The following is a 14,757-nucleotide window of genomic DNA, read 5'->3' as shown; positions in this document are numbered from 1 at the left end:
TGCACCCGCGCGGAACCCGCGTCAATCGCTAAGACTGGGGCGGCGCCGTCGTCCTTCGGATGATCAGTTCATGGGGCGCGACGGCAGACTGTACTGCACCGAGGGCTCCGTCCAGTTCATCCAGGAGCATCTTAGTGGCCAGCTCAGCCTGCTCGTCAGGGCGCTGCCCCACGGTGGTCAGGCCCATGGCGTCAGCGAAATCATGGTTGTCGATGCCCACCACGGACAGTTCCTCCGGCACCCGGACCCCCAGCCGGGTGGCTTCGAAGATGACGCCCATGGCCATCTCGTCGGAGGCGCAGAAGATCGCCGTCGGCTTTTCCCCTGGTTTGGCCCAAAGCCGGCGGAAGGCTTCCTGCCCGCTGCGGACGGTGAAATCCCCCCACTCGTCCCATTCCGGCCTCGTCGGGAGCCCCGCCGCGGTCATCACATCCTTGAACGCAAGGATGCGGACGCGCGGAACGTCGAAGTTTAAGTCCGTTTCGTCGTCGCCATGCAGCAGCGCGATGTTGCGGTGGCCCAGGTCGATCAGGTGCCGGACTGCGGTGGAGGCGGCAGCGTAATCGTCGATCCCGATGTAGGCGCACTCTTCAACGTGCCCGCCCACCACTACCAGCGGAATGTCGATTTTCTGGAGATGGTCCAGTTCCTCATGGGACAGCGCCATACAGAGCACCAGCAGGGCATCGATCTGCTTGTAGACCATGGTCTTGCTGAAGAGCCGCTCCCGGTTGCTGCCGTGTCCGCCGAGATTGAACAGCGAGAGGTTGTAGTTCCGGGCGTGAAGTTCCCGGTCTGCGCCTTCGATGGCTTTCGAGAAGAACCACCTGCTCACGAAGGGGGCCAGCACTCCAATGGTCCTGGTCCGTCCCGTTGCCAGGCCGGAGGCGGAGGAGGAAGCCACATATCCCAGGTTCCCGGCGACCTCCAGGATTTTTTCCCTGGTGGCGGGCGAAACCCGGGGAAGGCCCCTTACTGCCCGGGACACTGTTGCGGTGGAGACTCCCGCTGCGGCTGCCACGTCCTCGATGCTGACTCCGCTGTGGCCGCCCCGTTGAGACCTTTCAGTTATGCGTGCCACGCTGTCCCCTCATGTACTCCCTGCAGGCACCGGTCCTGCTTTGTAGCGATGCTGCCATGGTATTTCGGGCGCGGGCTTGCATCGCAGTGTTACCCGCTTCCGGAAAATCGACGGCAGGCGGGCCGGGGAGCTTATCTCCGGTCCGGAAGCCGCCGCCGGAGCCGCACCATTCCATACAAGGCCAATAGGGTTGCCAGCAGGCCAAGAGCCCAGCCGAGTGCAGGCTGCGCGGTCACCTCCATCCAGACGGTGACGACGAGGAGGACCAGGGCCCAAAAGCCGAGGAACCCGATGATGATGTCAAAGTCCTCGCCGGACCTGACCCGCCGGCGGTCGCCTCCCGCCCCGGCGGACCGGGAGCGGGAAGCTTCGCCTGTCACTTGACCGCACCTGCCGTCAGGCCGGCAACGATCTTGCGCTGGAAGACCAGCACCAGGATCACCAGAGGAATGGTGACGATAGTGCCGGCGGCCATGATGGCCGTGTACGGGATCTGGTTGGGTTGGGCGCCGGCAAAGCTGGCGATAGCCACGGTGACCGGCTGTGTCGCGTCATTCGACAGCTGGCTGGCGATCAGGAATTCATTCCAGGAGGAGATGAACGCCAGGATCGCCGTCGTGAAGATCGCCGGAGCGGCCAGGGGCATGATGACCTTCCGGAACGCCTGGCCCTGGGTGCAACCGTCAACACGGGCCGACTCTTCCAGTTCCCACGGCATTTCGCGGAAGAAGGAGGTCAGCGTGTAGACGGTAAGCGGCAGGACGAAGGAAATGTTCGGGATGATCAGCGCCTGGTAGGTGCCCATCCAGCCGATGTTGGTGAAGAGCTGGAACAGCGGGGTGATGAGGGCAACGCCCGGGAACATGGAAGCGCCCAGGATGAAGCCCAGCACCAGGAACTTGAACCGGAAATTCAGTCGGGCAAGTGCGTACGCGGCGAACACGCCGATCACCAGCGAGATGACTGTAACCGTCACGCCGATGAACACGCTGTTCAGCAGCGCTTGGCCGAACCTGTTGCCGAACGATGTGTCGAAGGCGGTGGCGAAATTGTCCAGGGTTACGTGCGTGGGCCACGGGGTTGTGTCGTAGGTGAATCCGACCTCGCGGAACGCCGTCACCACCATCCAGTAGGCGGGCGCCAGGCACCAGATCAGGATGACGGCGGCGCTGATGTATGTTCGGGCGCTCGCCCACTTCTCCCGGGTTTGGGCAGCCTTGCGGCCCTTGTCCTGCTGCGCCCGCAATGCCGTTGCGGCAGTTGTGGATGTCATTTCTTCCCCTTACCGGTGGCTCCGCTTTGCTCCACGACATTCGCACCAAGGAACCGGACGAAGATGAATGCGACCAGGAAGATGATGAGGAACGTGATGGTGGACAAGGCAGCAGCCGAGTTGAACCCTTGCCTGATCTGGTTAATCACCAGGATGGACAGCGTTGTGGTGTTGTTCGCACCGCCGGTCAGGATGTACGGAAGGTCGAACATGCGCAGGGCGTCCAGGGTACGGAAGAGGATGGCCACCATGAGGGCGGGCTTCACCAGCGGGAGCGTGACCAGCCGGAAACGCTGCCAGGCAGATGCCCCGTCCACCTTGGCGGCTTCGTAGACCTCGGCCGGAATCATCTGCAGGCCGGCCAGGATGAGCAGCGCCATGAACGGCGTCGTTTTCCACGTGTCGGCAATGATCACGGCCCACTTCGCCGGCCATTCACTGCCGGTCCAGAGGATCGAAACGTTGAACAGCTTGTTGATGATGCCGTTGAAGTCGAACATGAAGAGCCAGAGCTGGGCGGTGACAGCGGTGGGGATGGCCCACGGAACGAGGACTGCTGCACGCACCAGGCCGCGTCCCTTGAAGGTCCGCGCCATGATCATGGCCATCCAGAAACCAAGCACCGTCTCGAAGGCCACGGTGATAACCGTGAAAAGGAACGTGGTTCCGGTGGCCGTCCAGAACTGGCCGCCCAGGGTACCCGGTGGGCAGGCGACGGTGCCGCCGCCCGGGGCGGCACACTGCTGTCCAAGCCAGTTCACATAGTTCTGGATGCCGGCAGGGCCCCCGGCGGTGAACAGGCCGGTGGCCGGGTCCAGCCCCGCGTCCTTCTGGAAGGACATCACAATGGCGCTGATGATGGGGTAGACAATGACGATGCCCAGGGCGATGATGGTCGGCGCCAGCAGCCAGGAGGCCCATTTGCCCTGGCTAAGGATCCGGTTGTCTTCGCCTACGCCCTTGGGGCCGTGATGGACATCGGGCGTGCCCGACGCCGGCTTTACCGGCGTCGGGCCCAATTCGGTAGCCATGGCTGGTTACGATCCTGCGCCAGCGGACTCGATGGACTTCTGCATATCGGACAGTGCGTCCTTAGCGGACTTCTCGCCCTTCAGTGCAGCGTAGGAGTTCTCCTGGATGGCCTGGGTGACTGCCGGGTAGAACGGGGTTACCGGGCGCGGCACCGCGTTCTCGATGGAGGTCTTCAGGACAGGCAGGTACGGCAGCTTGGCAACCAGTTCCTGGTCTTCGTAGAGATCACCGAGGACCGGTGCCAGCGAACCCTGTGTGGCGAAGAACTTCTGCTGCTCTTCCTCGATGAGGAACTTCACGAAGTCCCGGGCCGTGGCCTTGTTCTTGGAGTAAACGCTGATGGCGGCATTGTGTCCGCCGAGCGATGAAGCACCGGGGCCATCCTTGCCGGGCAGTGCAGCCATGCCCAGGACATCCTTCACCTTGGATGAACCTTCAGTGGTTGCCAGGTTGTAGACGTACGGCCAGTTGCGAAGGAAGAGCAGCTTGCCTTCCTGGAAAGCGCGGCGGCTTTCCTCTTCCTGGTAGGTGATGGCCTCGGCCGGGATGTTGCCGTTCTTGAAGGCGTCCACCAGGTTGTTCAGGCCTTCCTCGGCCTCAGGGGTGTTCAGGTTCGGCTTGCCCTCGTCATTCAGGACGGATCCGCCGGCTGAGTTAATTGCCTCGGACGCGTTGACGGTGAGGCCCTCGTACTGCTTGAACTGGCCTGCGTAGCAACCCATGTTGTTTTCCTTGGCGATGGAGCACATGCCCATCATCTCGTCCCAGGTTTTGGGTGCTTCGGGAACGAGGTCCTTGCGGTAGTAGAGGATGCCGCCGTCGGACGAAACAGGGGCGGTGTACAGCTTGTCCTGGTAAGTGCCTGCCTCGATGGTGGGCTGAAGCATGCCGTCCGTCTCGATGGCCATGTCGCCTTCGAGCGGCTGCAGCCAGCCGCGTGCTGCGAACTCAGCAGTCCACACGACGTCCACGCTGACGACGTCATAATTTTCGTTCTTGGCCTGGAAATTCTGGACCAGGTCATCGTGCTGCTGGTCGGCCTGGTCGGTCTGCTCCTTGAACTCGACCTTTTCGTCCGGGTGGGCAGCGTTCCACTTTTCGAGGAGGGGACGCACAACATTGCTGTTGTCCTTGCCCTGGACATAGGTGATAGGTCCCCGGCCCTCAAGATTGGCTTCGGCGTCGCTGCCACCACCGGTGGTCCCGCCGCCGCCTCCGCCGGCGCATGCGGTCAGGGAAAGGGCCAGGATGCCTGCGGTTGCAGCTGGCAGTAGGAATCTAGGGGTTTTCATTAGCTTGAAGCTCCTCGCTGAGTGACAAGTAAGTCGGCAGTGCGCTTGCTGGGTGAGGTTGATGTGGTGACCATCACACTAGTAAGGTTGCCGCAGGTAATGCAAGCGTTTACATCAAAAAGTTATCTGAGAGGAACCAAATGTCCAAGCTGGCCGTTCCTGCCTCCGATGCAACCAGGCAATGGTGGACTGACGCCGTCGTCTACCAGATCTATCCCCGCTCCTTCGCCGACGGCAATGGCGATGGCATGGGGGATCTACGCGGCGTCATGGATCATCTCCCGTACCTGGAGCGGTTAGGCGTGGATGCCATCTGGCTGTCCCCGTTTTACAAGTCGCCGCAGGCAGACGGCGGGTACGACGTTGCCGACTACCGGCAGGTGGACCCCCTGTTCGGGTCGCTGGCGGACTTCGACGCGATGTTGCAGGAAGCCCACCGGCGCGGCCTGAAGGTCATTGTGGACCTGGTCCCCAACCACACGTCTGACGAGCATGCCTGGTTCCAGGCCGCGCTTGCCGCACAGCCAGGCTCCCCCGAACGGGACCGCTACATCTTCCGCCCGGGCAAGGACGAGGCGCCGGGCTCCGGTGACGGCAATCGGGCACCGAACAACTGGAAGTCCATCTTTGGCGGACCCGCCTGGACCAGGATCAAAGAGAAGGACGGCTCGCCAGGCGAGTGGTACCTGCACCTCTTCGACACAAAGCAGCCGGACCTCAACTGGGAAAACCACGAGGTGCAGGAAGAAATGCGCTCTGTTCTGCGCTTCTGGCTGGACCGGGGCGCGGACGGATTCCGGGTTGACGTGGCCCACGGCATGGTCAAGGAGCCAGGCCTTCCCGACTGGGAGGGCGTGGCCGCAATGGTTGAGGGAACCACCGCCGACCACAAAGTGGAGGTTCGGAGGGAGCCCCCACCCCCGGGAGATGCCCCCGGAGCCCACACAAATGCCGAGGAACCCCACCGGGCGGTATCGCCGGTCTACCCGCCCTCGCCTTTCTTCGACCAGGACGGCGTGCACGACATTTACCGTGACTGGCACCGGGTCCTCGAAGAATACGGCAGCGACCGGATGATGGTGGCCGAGGCCTGGGTGGAACCGGCCGAACGCCTGGCCCTCTATGTGCGGCCGGATGAGATGCAACAAGCCTTCAACTTTGACTTCCTGATGGCCGGCTGGAACGCCGAGCGCATGGCCGAAGCAATCGACGCGTCCCTGAAGGCCGCCGCAGCAGTTGGGGCACCCTGCACCTGGGTGCTCAGCAACCACGATACTGTCCGCCACACCACCCGGTTCGGACTCGCGGATCCCACCACATTCCCCAAGGGCATCGCCGCGTACGATGAGCAGCCGGACGCCGCCCTGGGACTGGCGCGCGCCCGTGCCGCCACCCTGGTGGAACTGGCCCTGCCTGGTTCCGCCTACCTGTACCAGGGCGAGGAGCTGGGACTCCCCGAACACACCACCCTTCCGGACGACGCGCGGCAGGACCCCACGTTCTTCCGAACCCAGGGGGCAGAAACCGGACGGGACGGCTGCCGGGTACCCCTCCCCTGGGCCGCGGAAAAGCACGGATACGGCTTCGCCGAGTCATTCCCCGGTGATGCGGCTCCCCCATGGCTCCCGCAGCCCGAAAGCTTCGGCCCCCTCGCTGCGGACCAGCAGGACGGCGAGGAAGGCTCCACCTTGGAGCTGTACCGGGCTGCCCTGGCGTTCCGCGCCGTGCGGCAACTTGGAAAGGGCTCACTGCAATGGGACGAGGTCCACGCACCAGAGAGCGGCCTGCTGGCCTTCCGGAACCGTGACGTTCTGGTCCTGTCGAACATGGGGTTCGCCTCGGCGCCCATCCCGGAAGGCTATTCCGTGGCGCTCTCCAGCGGGCCGGAGCCAGAACAGGAATGGCGGCTCATGGATGAGGTGCCGGTAGACTGCACCGTCTACTTGACCAGGAGCCCTGCCTGACCAGACGCAAGCGTCAGCGGACGCGTTCGGCCCTGCCGAAGCGCGTCCGTGCGCCGGCACCGATGTGGATAAGGACGGGGATGTCCTTGCCGAGGACGGATTCAAGGGCTTCCACCAGTCCAGCAACTTCTGCGGCGAGCAGGTGCGGCGCCACCCCCTGCCGGGGCAGGAGCCGGACCTTCAGTGCGGGTGACCCCTTGACGTCATAGGTGACCACCGTGGCGCCGGCGAGGTCCGGCCGGCCCGCGAGGGCGTGTTTGAGTGCCTGCTCGGCCACTCCCCCGCCGATCCGGACATCTCCCGGAACCGCTCCGGGATCGTAATCCGCGGCGAGCAGGTTGGCGCGGCCTTTGCCTTGCTGGGCAATCCAGGCCACCATGAGGCCGATCAGGACCAGCAGGGCGAGGGCTACCAGGATCCACAGCCAGCTTTCCGGCCGGCCCGGGAACCTGGTGGCATTAAAGGCATTGTTGGCTCCCTGCCAAATGCCTGCAGCCCAGGAATGCCACCAGGTGGCCACCGCAGGGACTGCAGCCAGCAGCATCAGCAGGCCGCCCACGGCAAGCAATATGAGGCCCAGGACCGCGATGAGAATCCGGTTCAGCAGGCTCGGAGTGCTGTTCACGCGCCGATCACCCCCGAAGGGGCAACATTGATGCGGGGCTCCGGTGAGGGCTCCAGCGCCATGGCGTTGAGTTCATCGCGGACGGCGGCGAGCACGCCTTCCTCGTCTACCGGCACGCCGGATGTTGGCCGGACATTTACTGTGACCTGCCGTTGCGAGACCACCACCATGACCTGCTCCGGCGCCACGTTGGCGGCGAGCCGGGCACGCCGGGCCAACGAGGAGGCAACCACCTCGTCATCCACCACTACGGCGGGACCCCGAGCGTCCAGGGCATTGACTGACAACAGGTGCCGTGCACGCCGCCCGGGCAGTACCCCGTTGAGGAAGAAGACCAGGCCCACCATGGCCAGGACCGCACCGATCGCGCCGAGCAGCAGCAGCGGAATCCCCGAGGGCAGGGCCACGATCCGTTCCGCTGCCACTTGGGGCTCTATGAGCCATGCCGGCTGCCCGATGGCATGCACCGCGGCCTCGAGGAGGCCATACGCGGCGAGCGCCATAACCATCACAGCTGCCACGGTGGCCACAACAGCCCGTGTTGAATGGGTTTCGCGATGCAGGATCCTCTGCATGTCCGGCCCCTGGTTTCCGCGCCTGTGCAGGGCCGTGGCGGAGCTGGCGGTTCCTTCCGCGCTTCCGCTCTGGTCCGTCCGACTCATTTCACCCGCCCTCCTTCCCTGATCCTGACGCCGCTGATCCTGATATCCACGCGGCTCAAACGCGCGCCGCTGAGCTTCGTGACGGTTTCCAGGATGTGGGTTTTGGCGTTGACGGCGCGGTCCCAGATAGAGCCGCCGAACGCCGCCACCCGCCCGGGGTCCGTGGCCACCGGCTGCAGCGGCGGAACGCTGATGGGCGCGACGAGGGACAATGCCAGCAGCCCGTCGTCGTCCGCCCAGTCAGCCCGCACGTCCTGGGCGTCGACGTCCAGCGCCTGGGCGGCCGCCACCTTCGCGAGGCTGGTCAGTGCCTGAGTGCTGATCCTGTTGTGGCCGCTGAGCACCTGCGCCCGCACGGCCGGCGCGGCGGGGTTCATGAGGATGAGCGCCGGCCGATGATGGCATCCAGCACGCCGCGCAGGTCCAGCTTCCCCTCGGCGGCACGGCCCAGCAGCGCGCCGATCGCCATGAACAGCAGCGACACCAGGAAGCCCCAAAGGCCGAACTGCAACGACATGAAGGCGACGAACGCGCCCATCGCCATGCCCGCAACGGTGAGATTCACAGCAGAGCCTCCCTGTCAGTGGAGCCGGAGGGGGTGGGTTTGACGGGAGGGGGCACGTAGACGTCCGTGATCTCCACGTTCACCTCGATGACCTGCAACCCCACGAGTTCCTCCACAGCGCGGTAAACAGCGGCCCGCACCTGGTCGGCCAGCGAATGCAGCGGCGTCCCATAACTTGCCACCAGGCTGATGTCCACGGCCACTTGGGTTTCACCCACTTCCGCATGCACACCAGCCGCATGGTCCGAACTGCCGACGGCGTCACGGATGGCGCCCAGTGCACGCGAAGGCCCGGAGCCCAGGGAGTAGACGCCCGGCACGGCCCTGGCGGCGATGCCCGCCACCTTGGCCACGGCTGTTTCGGAAATCACGGTGCGCCCCAGCGCGGAAGCAGGGACAGGAACCGGCGCGGCGTGGCTGTAGATGCCCGCCTCGGGTTGTGGGTTCTGGTATTCCATCAGGCACTCCCCCTTCTGTTGTTCCCAACCCTATCCCTTGGCTGCGACTTAACGGCAGCAGGCAGGGACGCCGGAATACCGGACGTCCCTGCCTGTATTTCAGCAGCTGTTGGGGCAGCCGTTTACTTGTAGTGGCCCTCGCCGCCGACGCGGACGTTGGTGGGCAGGTAGCCGAACGGGCCAAGGCCGTTCTGGCCGAAGCTGCGGTCCACCTGGGTCACGCCGTTCTTGAAGTTGATCTTCACGGTCGGGGAGAGCGAGCCGCCGCGCACGCCGTTGACGTTGTCAATGAACGACTGCACGAGGCCGTTGGGCTGCACGTAGTGCGAGTAGGCCTGGAACTGCCGGCCGTTCTGCTGGCCGGAGATGCTGCCGCTCGGGTTGTTCGCGGGCAGGTTGAGGTCGGTGGGCGAACCGAGTGCCAGGCCGGAATTGTTGACGGGCTGGTAGTCGGAGCGCACGCCGTCGCCCACGAAACCGTAGACGCCATCGGGGCCGCGCATGCCGGCCGCGTACGTGAACTGGTGGCTGATCGTGTACAGGTAGTACTTGTTCTTGCCGTCCTCGTTCTGGATGAAGATCTGCGGACGCTCAGTCTGGTCGTTGACGCAGTTCGCGGAGAGGATCGGCGGCAGGAAGGACCACTTGGTCAGGTCCTTGTTGTCCGCGACGGCGAGCCCCACATTGCCGGTCTGGTAGTAGGCGCCGCTGCTGTTCACCTCGTCGAGGGATTCTGCGTTGGCATCGCCCTCACGGTAGCCAAGGTCTTCCTCGGTGCACTGGTACTCGCCGCGGTTGCCGCCCGTGTTGCCTTCGAAGACCATGAAGGTCTTGCCCGGGTGGGCCGGGTCGGCGAACGTGAACGGGTCGCGGAACGCGAAGCCCGGGTTCTGCTCCTTGGTCTGGTACATCGTGCCGTCCGGCTCGAGCAGCTTGGTGTGCTCGAAGCCGTCGAAGGTCACGCCGTTTTCGTCAGCGTGGATCTTGCCCAGGGCCTTGGCGATGGCTGCGTCCGGGGCAATGCCGCCGCCGCCGGCGTTCCGCTCTGCCGCGTCGTGGAAGGTGGTGGCCGTGTAGAACACGTTCACGTGGTTGCCCTGCATGAGGCGGGTGGAGCCGGACCATTCGGTGTTGCCGATGGAGGCGCCGTCCACGAAGAGGTGTCCGCCGTAGTTCCACTTGTCCTTGGCCGGGTCGGCGTTGGTCTTCCGGAAGAAGTAGCCGATGCGGGCGTTCCAGTGGCGCTGGTCGAAGTTGTACCCGGCGTGGCGGTCAGCGACGAGCGAGAAGATGACGTCGTAGCCCTTGTAGCTGATCTGGTTGGCGTTCTCGTCCGTCAGGGACCAGGTGTCCCAGACCCAGACGTCCTCGTTCATGGTGGGGAAATCCTCGGGGATTTCCGGCATGGTGACGTCAGGGCTCATGGAGTTCTGTCCGGGAGCCACGGTGGTGTCGCTCTGCGCCATGATCTGGCTGGCATCGGCGCGCGTCCACTTGGAGGTGAAGTCCGACGCCGGGTCGAAAGCCTCCTGCGTATGTTCCGTTGGGAGGGGGAACCCGGGGGTCGGGGCGGGCATCTGCTCGGCTGCCGGCGGATCAGCTGGTTCGTTGGCCTGGGCGGAGGGAACGGCCAGGAAGGCCGAAGCCGCTACGGCCGTCGCCAGCGCTGCGGCGGCAGGACGCCACCGCAGCAACCGGGAGGTTCGGGGGTGCTTGTGCATGTTTTGCTCTTCTCGCGGAGTTGAAACTGTTCGTGGAAGACGGGCTCACGCCCAACCCTTCGAACTCCGGCGGTCCCAGCGACACTTTGCAGGCGTCATCGGGGACGCCGTTGTATCGAGGGGAACGGGGATGGGTGGTCCCCGTAGAAGGAGCCAGCAAGTGGTGCTTTTCTGGCCCGGCTCCACGCTAGGCAAACCCCGCGGAAGAGATCAAACCATGTTTCGGCAGCGCCCCCGGCCCTACCAGCGAGTAGGTGCAAGCGCTTACGCATTCCAAGGCGCGCGCGTGCCATAACGGTTTTTCTCAAGCAAATGTTTCACATGTCAGACAAATTTTCTTTCTTGTCTACGGCGACGGGACTCTATCGCTGCGCTTTCCGTCCGGCTCCCCAGGGTCCGGAGCTGCGGTTCCGGCGTGCCCGAACAGAAGCTTGTTCGCGGATCCCGGCCATCGAGGGCAGGATTTCTGAACAAGCCCAGGAGACAGCAAGCAGGACGCGACGCCAACAGAAACGCACGGCCAGTGAGAGAGCGTGAGGCCAAAACAAGCATCAAGTGAGAGAGCGATCGGCCAAAACCGGCATCAAATGAGAGAGCGTCGGCTGGGGCGGGGAGAACGGGATGACGCCAACAACCCCGGCTTGGCGGCTCAAGAGCCCGCCCGGGTTTGAAGTTAAAGCAGAAAAGCACCAGTTCCGAAGAACTGATGCTTCCCAGTGGTGGCTCCGACCGGCGTCGATCCGGTGACCTTTCGATTTTCAGTCGAACGCTCTACCAACTGAGCTACAGAGCCTAGGTGACTAGTCACCATGAGAGCCGGAATCTCTTCCAACAATCAGAGCGACCCTGACGGGACTTGAACCCGCGACCTCCGCCGTGACAGGGCGGCGCGCTAACCAACTGCGCTACAGGGCCTTGCGTTTCTTGCTTCAGCAGCATCTCTACCGCTTTTTTCAAGGCTTCCAGCCTACCAGACATTTTCTGCCTGCTTGACCAGTTCCTTGCGTACCCCCAACGGGATTCGAACCCGTGCCGCCGCCGTGAAAGGGCGGTGTCCTAGGCCGCTAGACGATGGGGGCCAGAACCCGTTCGGAACAAAATAAAAGGCGTAAAGCGGGGCTTTGCGTCTTTGTCCTTTGCGTTTCTCCGAACTGGACTCTAAAACTATAGGGCCTAGTCAGGAATAATCCAAAATCGGCCAAAAACACCGGCGGAGAGCCGGCCGGACGGGTGAAGATGGACGGATGGACGCCGTAGCAGCCCTCAACGAGATCGCCTTCTGGCTGGAGCGCGGACGCGCCGCCACCTTCAAGGTCCAGGCTTTCCGCAAGGCGGCTGCGGCCATCAGCCCGCTCCCCCCGGAAGAAGTGGCTGAGCGGGCCAGAACCGGGCGGCTGAAATCGATGAAGGGTATCGGCGACCGCACCTACCAAGTCATCCGCGAGGCGGTGGAGGGGCAGGTCCCCGAATATCTGGCAGACCTCCGCGAGAAGGGTTCCCAGCCGCTGGCGTCCGGCGGCGGCGCCCTCAGGGAAGCGCTGCGCGGCGACCTGCACAGCCACAGTGACTGGTCCGACGGCGGCTCCCCCATCGAGCTGATGGCAGCCGCCGCGGGGGTACTGGGGAGGGAGTACCTCGCCCTCACGGACCACTCCCCCAATCTCACCATCGCAAACGGCCTCTCCGCCGAGCGCCTGCTGCAGCAGCTGGACGTGGTGGCTGCCATCAATGACGGCTCCCGCCCCGGCCCCGACAGCCAGGCCGGCAATCCCGCCAGGCTGTTGACCGGCATCGAAGTGGACATCCTGGAATCCGGGGAACTGGACCAGGACCCTGAGCTGCTGGACCGCCTGGACATCGTGGTGGCAAGTGTCCACTCCAAGCTGAGGGCGGACCGGAAGACCATGACGCGCCGCATGCTGGGCGGCATCCAGGACCCGCACACCAACGTCCTGGGGCACTGCACCGGCCGTTTGGTGGAGGGGTCCCGGGGCACGCGGCCGCCGTCGGAATTCGATGCCAAGGAGGTGTTCGCCGCCTGCGCGGAACACAACGTGGCGGTGGAGATCAATTCACGGCCCGAACGCCAGGACCCGCCGGACGCCCTGATGCAGCTGGCGCTCGAGGCAGGCTGCCTGTTTTCGATTGACAGCGACGCCCATGCCCCCGGCCAGCTGGACTTCCTGCAGTACGGCGCAGAGCGGGCGGAGCGCAACGGCGTCCCCGCAGAACGGATCATCACCACCTGGCCGGTGGACCGCCTGCTGGCATGGGCGGCCGGCAACTAGGCCTATCGGGCAGCGTCCGCGAGTTTTTGCCTGAAGTCTGCCTTTGTGCTGAGGGTGAGCTTTTCGCCGTTCAGGAAGAAGGTGGGCGTTCCGGAGACGCCCAGCGCCTCACCGTCCGCAATGTCGGCCAGGATCCGGTCCTCGGTGGCCGGGTCAGCGATGGCTGCATCGTAACGCGCCAGGTCAAGCCCGAGTTCCCCGGCATAGGTGCGGAAGAGGGGAGCCTGGGACTGCTGGCTCCCGGCCCATTGGGACTGGGTTTCAAAGAGCCTGTCTGCCATCTCCTGGTACTTGCCCTGCTGCCCTGCCGCCTCCGCCGCCAGCGCCGCCTGCCCCGAATTCGGGTGGGCGGACAAAGGGAAGTGCCGGTGCACGAACGTGATCCTGTCGCCGAACTCCGCCTTGAATTCCGCCACCACCGGGTGGATGGACGCGCAGGAGGGGCATTCGAAATCAAGGAACTCCACCAGTTGCGCCCTCTCCACGGCCGGGCTGGTCAAGCGGTGGCTGTCCGCCCGGACGAGCTGCTCCGCTCCGCCTGCCGGGGGCGCGGACTCCTGTGGTTTCCCGAGGGTCATGGCCGCGTACCAGGCCGCTCCGCCAACAACTATCAGTGCGAGGACAATCCAGATGATTTTCCTGACAAAACGTGCAGTATCGCGGGGTGGAGCAGGATGTGAGACCATAACCCGCATCCTAGCCGAGGAGCGGATTCCCGCAGGCGCAGCGGCAGGGATCTTTGGCAGGAAGTTGCTTAGACATGGCTGATTTCCGCCAGCCCGGGGCCTCTTCCCACGGCTAGATTGGCTCCATGGCTTCAAGCACCCCCGTCGGCACGACGACTCCCCCAACCACGCCCGCCTCCCGCGTCACGGCACTCGGCGTGGCGGCCATGGTAGTGACGGTGGTCCTTTGGGCGTCGGCCTTCGTGGGGATCCGGGCTATCGGCCCCCACTTCTCCCCCGGCTCCCTGACGCTTGGCAGGCTGGCGATTGCCGCCGTCGTACTGGCCGTGCTGGTCCTCCCGCAACTGCTGAAGAGCCGCCTCCTGCCGAGGGGCCGGGAGTGGTGGCCCATCCTCGCGTACGGGGTGATGTGGTTTGGCGGGTATAACGTGGCCCTTAACGCGGCCGAGCACGTGCTCGACGCCGGGACCAGCGCCCTGCTGATCAACGTCAACCCCATCCTGGTAGCGATCATGGCGGGCGTTTTCCTCAAGGAGGGCTTCCCGCGGTGGCTCATCATCGGAAGCCTGGTTGCCTTCGCCGGCGTGGCGTTAATCGCCTTCGGCTCCAGCCAGGCGTCCACGCCCGGGGAACGGCCGACGGCGGACATGGCAGGCGTGCTCCTCTGCCTCCTTGCCGCCGTGCTCGCCGCCGTCAGCGTCATCATCCAGAAACCAGTGCTGCGCAAGTTCCCGGCGGCCCAGGCCACCTGGTTCGGGATCCTGGTGGGGGCACTGTGCTGCATTCCCTTCGCAGGCCAGCTCGCGGCGGAGCTGCAGGCGGCGCCAGCGCAGGCAACGTGGGGCCTCGTCTACCTGGGGATCTTTCCCACGGCAATCGCCTTCACAACCTGGGCGTACGCCCTCTCACTGGTTGACGCCGGAAAACTGGCCGCCACCACCTACCTCGTCCCCGGAACCACAATCCTGATCTCCTGGCTCCTGCTCGGTGAGATCCCCACGGTGCTGGGCCTGGTGGGCGGACTCGTCTGCCTGGTTGGCGTGGGACTGACCCGGCGCAGGGGCGGACCAGCGCGGCGCGCCACAACCGCGGGATCCCGCTAAAGTCGGA

At 64.7% G+C, this 14,757-nt stretch carries 15 protein-coding genes and 3 tRNA genes; 3 read left to right on the top strand and 15 right to left on the bottom strand.

What is annotated here, in order from left to right:
* Window positions 1–28: 28 nt before the first annotated feature.
* From ASPHE3_RS02580 to ASPHE3_RS02560, 5 genes are all read right to left on the bottom strand, one after another.
* Window positions 29–1,081: a LacI family DNA-binding transcriptional regulator gene (locus tag ASPHE3_RS02580; RefSeq protein WP_041651893.1), complete on the bottom strand. Its 1,053-nt coding sequence runs from the start codon at window positions 1,079–1,081 to the stop codon at window positions 29–31.
* A gap of 131 nt (window positions 1,082–1,212) precedes the next feature.
* Complete coding sequence (locus tag ASPHE3_RS02575; protein WP_013599672.1) at window positions 1,213–1,461, bottom strand: hypothetical protein; 249 nt, start codon at window positions 1,459–1,461, stop codon at window positions 1,213–1,215.
* The gene (locus tag ASPHE3_RS02570; protein ID WP_013599671.1) at window positions 1,458–2,354 is read right to left on the bottom strand and encodes a carbohydrate ABC transporter permease; all 897 of its coding nucleotides are present in this window, start codon (window positions 2,352–2,354) and stop codon (window positions 1,458–1,460) included. The genes ASPHE3_RS02575 and ASPHE3_RS02570 overlap by 4 nt, the downstream gene beginning before the upstream one ends.
* A complete protein-coding gene (locus tag ASPHE3_RS02565; RefSeq protein WP_013599670.1) occupies window positions 2,351–3,385 on the bottom strand; it encodes a carbohydrate ABC transporter permease in 1,035 nt (344 codons plus the stop codon). Before ASPHE3_RS02565 ends, ASPHE3_RS02570 begins: the two co-directional genes overlap by 4 nt.
* Before the next feature lie 6 nt (window positions 3,386–3,391).
* Complete coding sequence (locus ASPHE3_RS02560) at window positions 3,392–4,678, bottom strand: ABC transporter substrate-binding protein (RefSeq protein WP_013599669.1); 1,287 nt, start codon at window positions 4,676–4,678, stop codon at window positions 3,392–3,394.
* Window positions 4,679–4,818: 140 nt separating this feature from the next.
* Between ASPHE3_RS02560 and ASPHE3_RS02555 the strand changes: the two genes are divergently transcribed.
* On the top strand, window positions 4,819–6,642 hold the full coding sequence (locus ASPHE3_RS02555) for a glycoside hydrolase family 13 protein (RefSeq protein WP_013599668.1): 1,824 nt from the start codon (window positions 4,819–4,821) through the stop codon (window positions 6,640–6,642).
* Between the two features lie 13 nt (window positions 6,643–6,655).
* Here the strand turns inward: ASPHE3_RS02555 and ASPHE3_RS02550 are convergent, their stop codons facing one another.
* The 9 genes from ASPHE3_RS02550 to ASPHE3_RS02510 form a co-directional block, all read right to left on the bottom strand.
* Window positions 6,656–7,267: a hypothetical protein gene (locus ASPHE3_RS02550; protein WP_013599667.1), complete on the bottom strand. Its 612-nt coding sequence runs from the start codon at window positions 7,265–7,267 to the stop codon at window positions 6,656–6,658.
* Window positions 7,264–7,929 (bottom strand): hypothetical protein, encoded by a 666-nt coding sequence (locus tag ASPHE3_RS02545; protein ID WP_013599666.1) that lies wholly within the window; start codon window positions 7,927–7,929, stop codon window positions 7,264–7,266. Before ASPHE3_RS02545 ends, ASPHE3_RS02550 begins: the two co-directional genes overlap by 4 nt.
* Window positions 7,926–8,306, bottom strand: a complete 381-nt coding sequence (locus ASPHE3_RS02540; RefSeq protein ID WP_013599665.1) for a hypothetical protein — start codon at window positions 8,304–8,306, stop codon at window positions 7,926–7,928. The genes ASPHE3_RS02545 and ASPHE3_RS02540 overlap by 4 nt, the downstream gene beginning before the upstream one ends.
* Window positions 8,303–8,494 carry a membrane protein gene (locus ASPHE3_RS02535; RefSeq protein ID WP_013599664.1) on the bottom strand — a complete coding sequence of 64 codons (192 nt, stop codon included), beginning with the start codon at window positions 8,492–8,494 and terminating at the stop codon, window positions 8,303–8,305. The genes ASPHE3_RS02540 and ASPHE3_RS02535 overlap by 4 nt, the downstream gene beginning before the upstream one ends.
* Window positions 8,491–8,952, bottom strand: coding sequence for an Asp23/Gls24 family envelope stress response protein (locus ASPHE3_RS02530; protein ID WP_013599663.1), 462 nt, complete (start codon window positions 8,950–8,952; stop codon window positions 8,491–8,493). The genes ASPHE3_RS02535 and ASPHE3_RS02530 overlap by 4 nt, the downstream gene beginning before the upstream one ends.
* A gap of 122 nt (window positions 8,953–9,074) precedes the next feature.
* Window positions 9,075–10,673 carry a glycoside hydrolase family 68 protein gene (locus tag ASPHE3_RS02525; RefSeq protein ID WP_013599662.1) on the bottom strand — a complete coding sequence of 533 codons (1,599 nt, stop codon included), beginning with the start codon at window positions 10,671–10,673 and terminating at the stop codon, window positions 9,075–9,077.
* A 717-nt stretch (window positions 10,674–11,390) separates the two neighbouring features.
* Window positions 11,391–11,466, bottom strand: a tRNA-Phe gene (locus ASPHE3_RS02520).
* Between the two features lie 48 nt (window positions 11,467–11,514).
* Window positions 11,515–11,588: transfer RNA gene (locus tag ASPHE3_RS02515), tRNA-Asp, on the bottom strand.
* A gap of 91 nt (window positions 11,589–11,679) precedes the next feature.
* A tRNA-Glu gene (locus ASPHE3_RS02510) sits at window positions 11,680–11,752 on the bottom strand.
* A gap of 165 nt (window positions 11,753–11,917) precedes the next feature.
* On the opposite strand from ASPHE3_RS02510, the gene ASPHE3_RS02505 reads away from it, so the two are divergent.
* Window positions 11,918–12,961 (top strand): PHP domain-containing protein, encoded by a 1,044-nt coding sequence (locus ASPHE3_RS02505; RefSeq protein ID WP_013599661.1) that lies wholly within the window; start codon window positions 11,918–11,920, stop codon window positions 12,959–12,961.
* Window positions 12,962–12,963: 2 nt separating this feature from the next.
* On the opposite strand, the gene ASPHE3_RS02500 is transcribed toward ASPHE3_RS02505, so the two are convergent.
* Window positions 12,964–13,647 carry a DsbA family protein gene (locus ASPHE3_RS02500; protein ID WP_013599660.1) on the bottom strand — a complete coding sequence of 228 codons (684 nt, stop codon included), beginning with the start codon at window positions 13,645–13,647 and terminating at the stop codon, window positions 12,964–12,966.
* 125 nt (window positions 13,648–13,772) lie between these two features.
* Here ASPHE3_RS02500 and ASPHE3_RS02495 point away from each other — a divergent pair, with 125 nt between their 5' ends.
* On the top strand, window positions 13,773–14,750 hold the full coding sequence (locus tag ASPHE3_RS02495) for a DMT family transporter (protein ID WP_013599659.1): 978 nt from the start codon (window positions 13,773–13,775) through the stop codon (window positions 14,748–14,750).
* The last annotated feature ends 7 nt before the right edge of the window (window positions 14,751–14,757 follow it).

The organism is Pseudarthrobacter phenanthrenivorans Sphe3, from assembly GCF_000189535.1.
Lineage (GTDB): Bacteria > Actinomycetota > Actinomycetes > Actinomycetales > Micrococcaceae > Arthrobacter > Arthrobacter phenanthrenivorans.
This window is presented reverse-complemented; position numbering and strand designations above follow the sequence as displayed.

Bases quoted from the DNA above. Each gene is read 5' to 3' on its own strand.
- ASPHE3_RS02495 (WP_013599659.1), top strand. From the start codon at position 13,773: ATGGCTTCAAGCACCCCCGTCGGCACGACGACTCCCCCAACCACGCCC.
- ASPHE3_RS02545 (WP_013599666.1), bottom strand. From the start codon at position 7,929: ATGAGTCGGACGGACCAGAGCGGAAGCGCGGAAGGAACCGCCAGCTCC.
- ASPHE3_RS02555 (WP_013599668.1), top strand. From the start codon at position 4,819: ATGTCCAAGCTGGCCGTTCCTGCCTCCGATGCAACCAGGCAATGGTGG.
- ASPHE3_RS02570 (WP_013599671.1), bottom strand. From the start codon at position 2,354: ATGACATCCACAACTGCCGCAACGGCATTGCGGGCGCAGCAGGACAAG.
- ASPHE3_RS02565 (WP_013599670.1), bottom strand. From the start codon at position 3,385: ATGGCTACCGAATTGGGCCCGACGCCGGTAAAGCCGGCGTCGGGCACG.
- ASPHE3_RS02505 (WP_013599661.1), top strand. From the start codon at position 11,918: ATGGACGCCGTAGCAGCCCTCAACGAGATCGCCTTCTGGCTGGAGCGC.
- ASPHE3_RS02530 (WP_013599663.1), bottom strand. From the start codon at position 8,952: ATGGAATACCAGAACCCACAACCCGAGGCGGGCATCTACAGCCACGCC.
- ASPHE3_RS02540 (WP_013599665.1), bottom strand. From the start codon at position 8,306: ATGAACCCCGCCGCGCCGGCCGTGCGGGCGCAGGTGCTCAGCGGCCAC.
- ASPHE3_RS02525 (WP_013599662.1), bottom strand. From the start codon at position 10,673: ATGCACAAGCACCCCCGAACCTCCCGGTTGCTGCGGTGGCGTCCTGCC.
- ASPHE3_RS02560 (WP_013599669.1), bottom strand. From the start codon at position 4,678: ATGAAAACCCCTAGATTCCTACTGCCAGCTGCAACCGCAGGCATCCTG.
- ASPHE3_RS02500 (WP_013599660.1), bottom strand. From the start codon at position 13,647: ATGGTCTCACATCCTGCTCCACCCCGCGATACTGCACGTTTTGTCAGG.